At 72.6% G+C, this 6,609-nt stretch carries 8 protein-coding genes; 3 read left to right on the top strand and 5 right to left on the bottom strand.

Translation table 11 applies throughout. The features are described 5' to 3' along the window. Together PLC66_RS18050 and PLC66_RS18055 are read left to right on the top strand one after the other, a co-directional pair. A complete protein-coding gene (locus PLC66_RS18050; RefSeq protein ID WP_324543045.1) occupies nucleotides 1-711 on the top strand; it encodes a (5-formylfuran-3-yl)methyl phosphate synthase in 711 nt (236 codons plus the stop codon). 79 nt (nucleotides 712-790) lie between these two features. Further along, the gene (locus PLC66_RS18055) at nucleotides 791-2,116 is read left to right on the top strand and encodes a trypsin-like serine peptidase (RefSeq protein WP_324543047.1); all 1,326 of its coding nucleotides are present in this window, start codon (nucleotides 791-793) and stop codon (nucleotides 2,114-2,116) included. On the opposite strand, the gene PLC66_RS18060 is transcribed toward PLC66_RS18055, so the two are convergent. From PLC66_RS18060 to PLC66_RS18070, 3 genes are read right to left on the bottom strand one after another with little or no spacing between them, the layout of a single operon-like run. Next, the gene (locus PLC66_RS18060; RefSeq protein ID WP_324543049.1) at nucleotides 2,058-2,702 is read right to left on the bottom strand and encodes an amino acid kinase family protein; all 645 of its coding nucleotides are present in this window, start codon (nucleotides 2,700-2,702) and stop codon (nucleotides 2,058-2,060) included. The genes PLC66_RS18055 and PLC66_RS18060 overlap by 59 nt on opposite strands. Then, entirely contained in the window at nucleotides 2,690-3,874 is a 1,185-nt protein-coding gene (locus PLC66_RS18065; RefSeq protein WP_324543051.1) for a hydantoinase/oxoprolinase family protein, read from the bottom strand. The genes PLC66_RS18060 and PLC66_RS18065 overlap by 13 nt, the downstream gene beginning before the upstream one ends. After that, entirely contained in the window at nucleotides 3,852-4,967 is a 1,116-nt protein-coding gene (locus PLC66_RS18070; RefSeq protein ID WP_324543054.1) for an ATP-grasp domain-containing protein, read from the bottom strand. Before PLC66_RS18070 ends, PLC66_RS18065 begins: the two co-directional genes overlap by 23 nt. Here PLC66_RS18070 and PLC66_RS18075 point away from each other — a divergent pair. Further along, on the top strand, nucleotides 4,966-5,661 hold the full coding sequence (locus PLC66_RS18075) for a HisA/HisF-related TIM barrel protein (protein WP_324543056.1): 696 nt from the start codon (nucleotides 4,966-4,968) through the stop codon (nucleotides 5,659-5,661). The two genes, PLC66_RS18070 and PLC66_RS18075, sit on opposite strands and share 2 nt — an antisense overlap. Before the next feature lie 166 nt (nucleotides 5,662-5,827). Here PLC66_RS18075 and PLC66_RS18080 read toward each other — a convergent pair whose 3' ends face one another. Next, entirely contained in the window at nucleotides 5,828-6,115 is a 288-nt protein-coding gene (locus PLC66_RS18080; protein ID WP_324543058.1) for an addiction module antidote protein, read from the bottom strand. Between the two features lie 3 nt (nucleotides 6,116-6,118). Beyond that, entirely contained in the window at nucleotides 6,119-6,418 is a 300-nt protein-coding gene (locus PLC66_RS18085; RefSeq protein WP_324543060.1) for a type II toxin-antitoxin system RelE/ParE family toxin, read from the bottom strand. Nucleotides 6,419-6,609 lie beyond the last annotated feature (191 nt).

Here is a 6,609-nt window from a genome sequence, read left to right on the forward strand (position 1 = left end):
ATGCGCATGCTGGTCAGTGTGCGCGATGTGCCCGAGGCGCTCGAGGCGGCGCGCGCCGGCGTCGACTTCATCGACCTCAAGGATCCGGCAGCCGGGGCGCTCGGCGGCCTGCCGCTGCCGATGCTGCGGGCGATCTGCGCGGCCCTGCGCGCAGGCCGTGGTGGCGCCACGGTGGGCGCGCCGCTGATCAGCGCGACGATCGGCGATCTGCCGGCGCAGGCGGTGGCGCGCATCGTGCACCGTGTCCGCCTGGTGGCCGCCAGCGGGGTGGACCTGGTGAAGGTGGGCGTGCCGGGGCGCGGTGCCGCGGCGCTGCCCCTGCTGACGGCGCTGGCGCGACTGCCGCTGGCAGTGGTGCCGGTGCTGCTCGCCGATGAGGGCCTGGATGTGGACGTGGTCGATGCCGCGTGCAGGCCGGCGTATGCCGCGGTGATGGTCGACACCGAGGGCAAGCAGGCAGGCAGCCTGCTGCAGCGGGTGGCTGCGGCCGAGCTGCGGCAGTTCATCGCCGCAGCCCGCGCGGCGCAGGTCGCGGTGGGCCTGGCGGGGGCCCTGCGCGCCGATGACCTCGATGAGCTGGCCGTGCTGAGGCCGGATTTCGTCGGTTTTCGGACCGCGGTGTGCGAGGGCTCGCGTGCCGGGCGGCTCGATCCGCAGCGCCTGAAGGCGCTGCAGGCGCAGTTGCGACAGTCGGATCTGGTGCCGGGGTGACGGCATGGCGGGCGTGCGGCGATCAGTGCGCCCGTGGGGCGGCCGCGGCCTGAGGCCTGGGTTCGGCGCGATGCTGGCCGTGGCCCTCGTCTGGGGGGCCGGTTTGGCGCATGCGCCGCAGGCGGCGGCCAATGTCTTCGTCACCGATCAGCGCGAGTTTCGTGACGCCGACCAGCCCCTGCTGCGCTCGGTCGGCGTGCTGGTCAATGCCCGCCGCCAGGTCGGCACCGCCTTCCTGGTCGGCGAGTGCCACATCCTCACGGCCTTCCACTCGGCCTTCTTCCGCGATGCGCAGGCCATCGCCAGCGCAGAACTCGCCAGCGGGCCGCGCCCAGGCCACGCGCTCGAGTTCTACATCGGGCCGGACCCGGCCAAGCCGGGGCGCTTTCGCACCCGGACCACGGCGCGGGTGGTCGACTATGGCAACTATCACCCCGGCGCGCCGCGCGGCATGACCGGCGACTGGGCGATCCTCGAGCTCGAGGATTGCGTCGGCCGCGACTACGGTTTCCTGCCGTACCTGCGCCCGACTTCCGCCGACCTCGTGCCGCGCGGCCCCTTGATGACGATCGGCTTCCCGTCGTCGGGCTGGAACCGCGCCGGGGTGGCGGTCGAGGAGGGCTGCCGGGTGCGCGACAGCGGCCCGGTGACCGGGCTGCTGGCGGTGGATTGCGCCTTCGGCAGTGGCATGTCGGGCGGGCCGGTGCTCGAGCGCCAGGCCGACGGTCGCTGGCTGGTGGTGGGCATCATGCAGTTGCGCTTTGCCCCGGTCGAGCGCGTGCTGCCGGCCTATGTGCACCGCCACCGCAACCAGATGCTGCACGCGGTGGCCTTCTTCCGCTCGCTTGATCGGATTCTTGCGGGTTCCAGCGGGCGGGCGAGCGCACCCGATCCCTCGAGCGAGCGCGAAGTCGCCTTCGAGCGCGCGGCGGTGGAACTGGTGCTGCGGGCGCGCGCCGAGGCCTTGCACGCGGACCCCGAGGCCAGCATCGCCCTGTGGCGCGGCGACCTCAACCGGGACGCGGTCAGCGAACTGATCCTGCGCCTGTGCGGACGCGAGGCAGCGCGGCAGGTGTCCTGCTCGCTGCATGTGCTGACGCGTGACAGTGGGGGGCGGCCGCGGCTGGCCGGGATGTTGCCCGATGCGGGCGGCCGGGTGCGGCTCGGATTCTCCGAAGTCAATGGCTGGCGGCCGCTGATTGTCGGCGGTGGCGGGCGCGCGCGCGGCGTGGTGTTCGACGGCCTGCGCTATCGCGCGCTGGAGTCTGGGGCCAGCGGCGCTGCGACGGCGTCGTCGCCAGGCAGCGAGGAGGCGGCCGACAAGGAAGGCAGCGAGAACGAGGAGATCATGCGCGTGGAGACGCTGCTGGCGCCGTTGTTGAAGTCGCTGAATCTGTCGCGCTGAGCAGGGCGCGCAAGCCGGCGAGCGCGTCGCGCGTGAGCAGCTCGATACGTATGCCGGCGCCGCTGCAAGCCCGGGCTAAGTCCGGAAAGCGGCGGTCGACGATGCCGTCGGCGGCCAGCGCGGGCCAGTCACGCAATCCGGGTCCGGATGGCAGGGCGCAGGACTTGAGCAGGACCAGACCCTGCGCGCCGAGTTGCAGCGCGAGCCAGGCCGCCAGGCTGTCGGCGCTGACGTCCCAGCTCGTGAGTTCGTCGCCATGGCTGCGCTGCAGCTCGGTCGGCAGCCACAAGGCGACCCGCCCGCCGTGCAGCGCGGCACGGATGGCGGTGGCGTTGTCCGCCAGTTGCAGGCGCGGCTCCAGACCGTGCAGCAGGTGGGCGAACTGCGCCATGCCGAGCACCGCCATGTTGTGGGCGCTCACGTCGTCCACCCGCCAGTGCGCCTGCGCGGCGCGGGCAGCGTCGGCAAAGGCGCCGCCACCCGGTACCAGCACCAGTCGGCCGCCACCGGCCTCGGCGCACAGGGCGAGCCAGTCGGGCAGCAGCGGGTCGTGCATCAGGCTGCCGCCGAGCTTCAGGACGAGCATGCGGCCTCCGTCGGACGCGTCGCCAGGCCGGCGGGCGCGGGCTGCGCCGCCAGCCACGCCACCGCCACGCTGGGCGCGCACACCCGGGCCCAGTCGGCGCAGGCCCCATCGACCGCGGCGAGGCGGTCGAAGCCGAGCCAGGGGTGGCCAAGCGCCTCGCCGAGCTCGTCCACCAGGAAGGCGCCGCAGCCGGCGCCGACCAGGGGCGCATCGGCGGGCAGGTCGGCGGCGCGGATCACGCGCTCGAGGTTGCGGCGGATCTCGGCCAGCATCAGCGCACGCCAGCGGCGGGCGAAGTCGGCCCAGTCGTCCGCGCTGGCGTCGCGTGCGTCGTGGCCGATCATGCGCGCCAGCCGCAGCCGGCTGCCCGCCGCGTCGCGTGCGCCCTCGTCGGCCGGCGGATAGAGGTCGTGCGCGGGGTCGAGCTCGCCGGTGAGGCGGAACACGTCGGCGGTGGTGGAGAAGAACTCGTTCATCACGTTGTAGGCCTGGCCGCGAAAGCGGATGCGGCGCGCGAGCGCGCACAGCGGGCTGCGTACCACGCCGAGATAGACCAGCTCGCCGCTCGCCAGCCGCGCGGCGTCGCTGCGGCCGCAGGGGACCGGGCGGCCGGCGCGGATCGGGATCAGGTCGGTGGTGGTGCTGCCGATGTCGATCAGGAGGGCGTCGGGCAGCGTGCGCGCGACCAGGCTGGCGGTGGCGAGCCAGTTGGCGGAGGCGACCGCCGGCCACTGCACGGCCGCCGCGCCCGCGTCCAGCCAGCCGGCCTCGCCGGCATAGAAGCGGGTCGCCGCGCCGAGGCGGTCGGCGAGGTGCGCGCACAGCGCGCGCACGCCGGCCTCGCGGTCGGGGAAGAGGTCGGTCATCTCGGCGGTCATCGTCACCGCGTGGCGGGCGTGGGCGAAGGCGGGCCAGCGCGCGCGGGCGGCGTGCAGCGCCTCGTCCAGATGCGCCAGCCCCTTCCACAGCGGCGTGGCCCACTGGCCGATGCCGGTGACGGTGCCGCCCTCGAGCAGGCTGGCCTTGACGTGGGCGCCGCCGATGTCCCAGCCGATCAGCGGCGCGCATCTGGCCCCGGCATCCGGGGTCGAGGATGCGACGGCCGCGGCCTCGCGGGCGGAGGCGGCTGCGGTGTCAGGGGCGGGCGTCTCAGGCGTGTGTGCGGGGTGCATCGGCGGTTCCGGTGGCTTGGCTGGAAAATGCGGCGTCGTGGGCGGCAATGATGTCGGCGGCGAGCGTGCGCTGGCGCACGGAGGGGCTGCGCGGCCTGGCGGTCTCCGGCGGCGGGGCGGCGAGGCCGGCGTAGGCGCAGGTCAGGCGCGGGTTGATCTCGATCAAGCACAGCCGGCCGTCGGGCTGGCGGACGAGGTCGAGGCCGACGAAGCCGGCCAGTCCGGGCACCGCGGCGGCGCAGCGCTCGGCGAGGTCGCGCAGCGCAGGCGTGACCGGCTCGATCCCGGTGTCGACGCCGGCGTAGCCGAGCTGGCCGTCGGCCGCCAGGGTCAGGTGCTGGCGGTTGACGCTCAGCACCTCGACGCCCCCGGCGGCACACAGCAGCGACAGGCTCAGCGCCTCGCCCTCGACCCAGGCCTCGAGCGTCCATCGGGGGGGGAGGCCGGCGTCGGCCTGCGCCTCACCAAGGCCACCGGGCGCGACGGCCGCGGCCAGCGCCGCGCGCGCGGCGGCGAAGTCAGTGAACACGCGGGTGTGCTCGCTGCCGGCGCCGTCGTCGGGCTTGAGCACCCAGCGCCCCCGCTGCGCGACCGCGGGCAGGTCCGGCGCCCACGCCTGCGGCGTCGGAATGCCCTGTTCGGCGAGGCGCTCGCGGGTGCGCGTCTTGCTGGTCGCCAGCCGGATCGCGTCGGCGCTGCAGCCGATCCAGCGCGCCGGGACCACCGCCTCGCACAGCGTGAGCAGGCAATCGTCCGTCTCGGGTGCGATCACCCACACCAGGTCGAAGGCCGCCTGCTGCGCGCGCAACCAGGCGGCCAGATCGGCGACGCCGGTGGTGGTGGAAAGGCGCTGCACGGCCGCAGCGGGTGCGTTCATGGGCGGGTACGCGGGCAGCAGCGCCAGGCCCGCGTCGGCAACGCTGATCTCCAGGCCGGGCAGGGCGCTCAGCTCGCCCAGCAGCGCATCGCGCATGCGCACCCCCTGGGCGAGCAGCGGCTCGCCGGCGGCGCCTGCCGGCTCGGCCGACGCGGCTTCTCCCAGCCCGCCCGCGCTGATAAATTCGAGCACCAGAATCCGTCGAGTCCTTGTCATGCAGCTCATTCCCGTCATCGACCTGATGGCCGGCCAGGTCGTCCGCGGCGTGCGTGGCGAGCGCAGCGCCTACCGGCCGATCCGGTCGTCCCTGTGTGAATCGAGCGCGCCGCTCGAGCTCGCGCCCCGCCTGCTCGATCGTGCCGCGAGCGACACCCTCTACATCGCCGACCTCGACGCGCTGATGGGCGGCGCCCTGCAGTTCCAGATCCTGGACGCGCTGCTCAAAGGCCTGCCCGCGCTGCAGCTCTGGGTCGACGGCGGCTTTCGCGACGCCGAATCGATCGACGCCTTCCGCCAGCGCCTCGGCGCGCACGCCGCCCGCGTCACCCCGATCGTCGCCAGCGAGTCGCTGGCCGATGCCGACCGCGCGCGCCGCTGCCTCGCGGCGCATCGTGCGCACTGCATTCTGTCACTCGATCGCCGCCAGGGCAGCCTGCTCGACCCCGGCGGCTGCCACGCCCACCCCGAATGGTGGCCCGCACGCGTGATCGTGATGACGCTCGACCGAGTGGGCGCCGACGCGGGGCCCGACCTCGACACCCTGCGCAGCGTTCAGGCGCTGCGACCGGAGCTGCGGCTGATCGGGGCCGGGGGTATCCGCGACGCGGCCGACTTGCGCCGCGCCGCCGCGTCGGGCGCGCACGCCTGGCTGGTGGCCTCGGCGCTGCACGACGGGCGTATCGGTGTGTAACGCAGCGGCGAGTGATACAGGAATCGTGCCAGCAGCAGGGGTGTGGGAGCAGGCGTACCGAATGGGACTTGGCCGAGCAGGCGCCAGAGATCGAAACTCGGGTGGAGCCTGCGGGCGGTTCCGTCGCTCGATCGCCCGGGACTCGCCGCCTGCGCCACCGCAAGGCTCATGAATGCACTGGCGTTGCGGAGATCTTCACGCCCAGGGCATGAAGCAGCTTGAGCACCGTGTCATAGCGCGGCTTGGCGCCGGGCGTGAGCGCCTTGTAGAGGCTCTCGCGGCCCAGTCCCGCATCCTTGGCGAGCTGCGCCATGCCACGGGCGCGCGCTACGTCGCGAATGGCAGCGAGGAACACATCAGGGTTTGGGTCTTCCAGGGCTGCTGTCAGATACTCCGCGATGGTTTCTTCATCGTTCAGGTAGTCGGCAGCGTCAAAGGTGGCGGTCTTGACCATCGTTCACTCCTTGTCCAAAGCCCGCGCCATCTCGATGGCACGTTTGATGTCGCGCTTCTGCGACGACTTGTCCCCACCCAGCAGAAGCAGATAGATCACTGCCCCACGTCGCGTGTAGTAAGCGCGATACCCGGGGCCGACGTGGATGCGCATTTCCGAAACGCCGTCGCCGACCGGCTCACAGTCACCAAAATTTCCGTGCTCGGCAGAGCGGATGCGGTGGACGATACGGGCCCGTGCCACGTTGTCCTTCAAGCCCGCAAGCCAGGTGTCGAACTCGTCCGTACGCAGGAAGGTGTTCATGGGTGCATTGTATCCATATGGATACACTAATACAAGGGCGAACCAGTAGCGAAGACCGAGAGACCCAACTGGGCACATCGTGCTGCAGCAGTTGGCCGATCGCACGCCGTGGGTCATCTTCCCCGATGGCCGCCGGTCTCCCGAGTTCGACAGTTACGCTCGCAAGTATTTGTTTTTGCTAGAGCGCACTT

The sequence above is a fragment of the Thauera sp. genome (assembly GCF_035444905.1).
Taxonomy (GTDB): domain Bacteria; phylum Pseudomonadota; class Gammaproteobacteria; order Burkholderiales; family Rhodocyclaceae; genus Thauera.

What these genes read in the sequence shown, in the direction of transcription:
- PLC66_RS18050 (WP_324543045.1), top strand. Translation starts at nt 1, where the DNA reads ATGCGCATGCTGGTCAGTGTGCGCGATGTGCCCGAGGCGCTCGAGGCG.
- PLC66_RS18060 (WP_324543049.1), bottom strand. Translation starts at nt 2,702, where the DNA reads ATGCTCGTCCTGAAGCTCGGCGGCAGCCTGATGCACGACCCGCTGCTG.
- PLC66_RS18065 (WP_324543051.1), bottom strand. Translation starts at nt 3,874, where the DNA reads ATGCACCCCGCACACACGCCTGAGACGCCCGCCCCTGACACCGCAGCC.
- PLC66_RS18075 (WP_324543056.1), top strand. Translation starts at nt 4,966, where the DNA reads ATGCAGCTCATTCCCGTCATCGACCTGATGGCCGGCCAGGTCGTCCGC.
- PLC66_RS18070 (WP_324543054.1), bottom strand. Translation starts at nt 4,967, where the DNA reads ATGACAAGGACTCGACGGATTCTGGTGCTCGAATTTATCAGCGCGGGC.
- PLC66_RS18080 (WP_324543058.1), bottom strand. Translation starts at nt 6,115, where the DNA reads ATGGTCAAGACCGCCACCTTTGACGCTGCCGACTACCTGAACGATGAA.
- PLC66_RS18085 (WP_324543060.1), bottom strand. Translation starts at nt 6,418, where the DNA reads ATGAACACCTTCCTGCGTACGGACGAGTTCGACACCTGGCTTGCGGGC.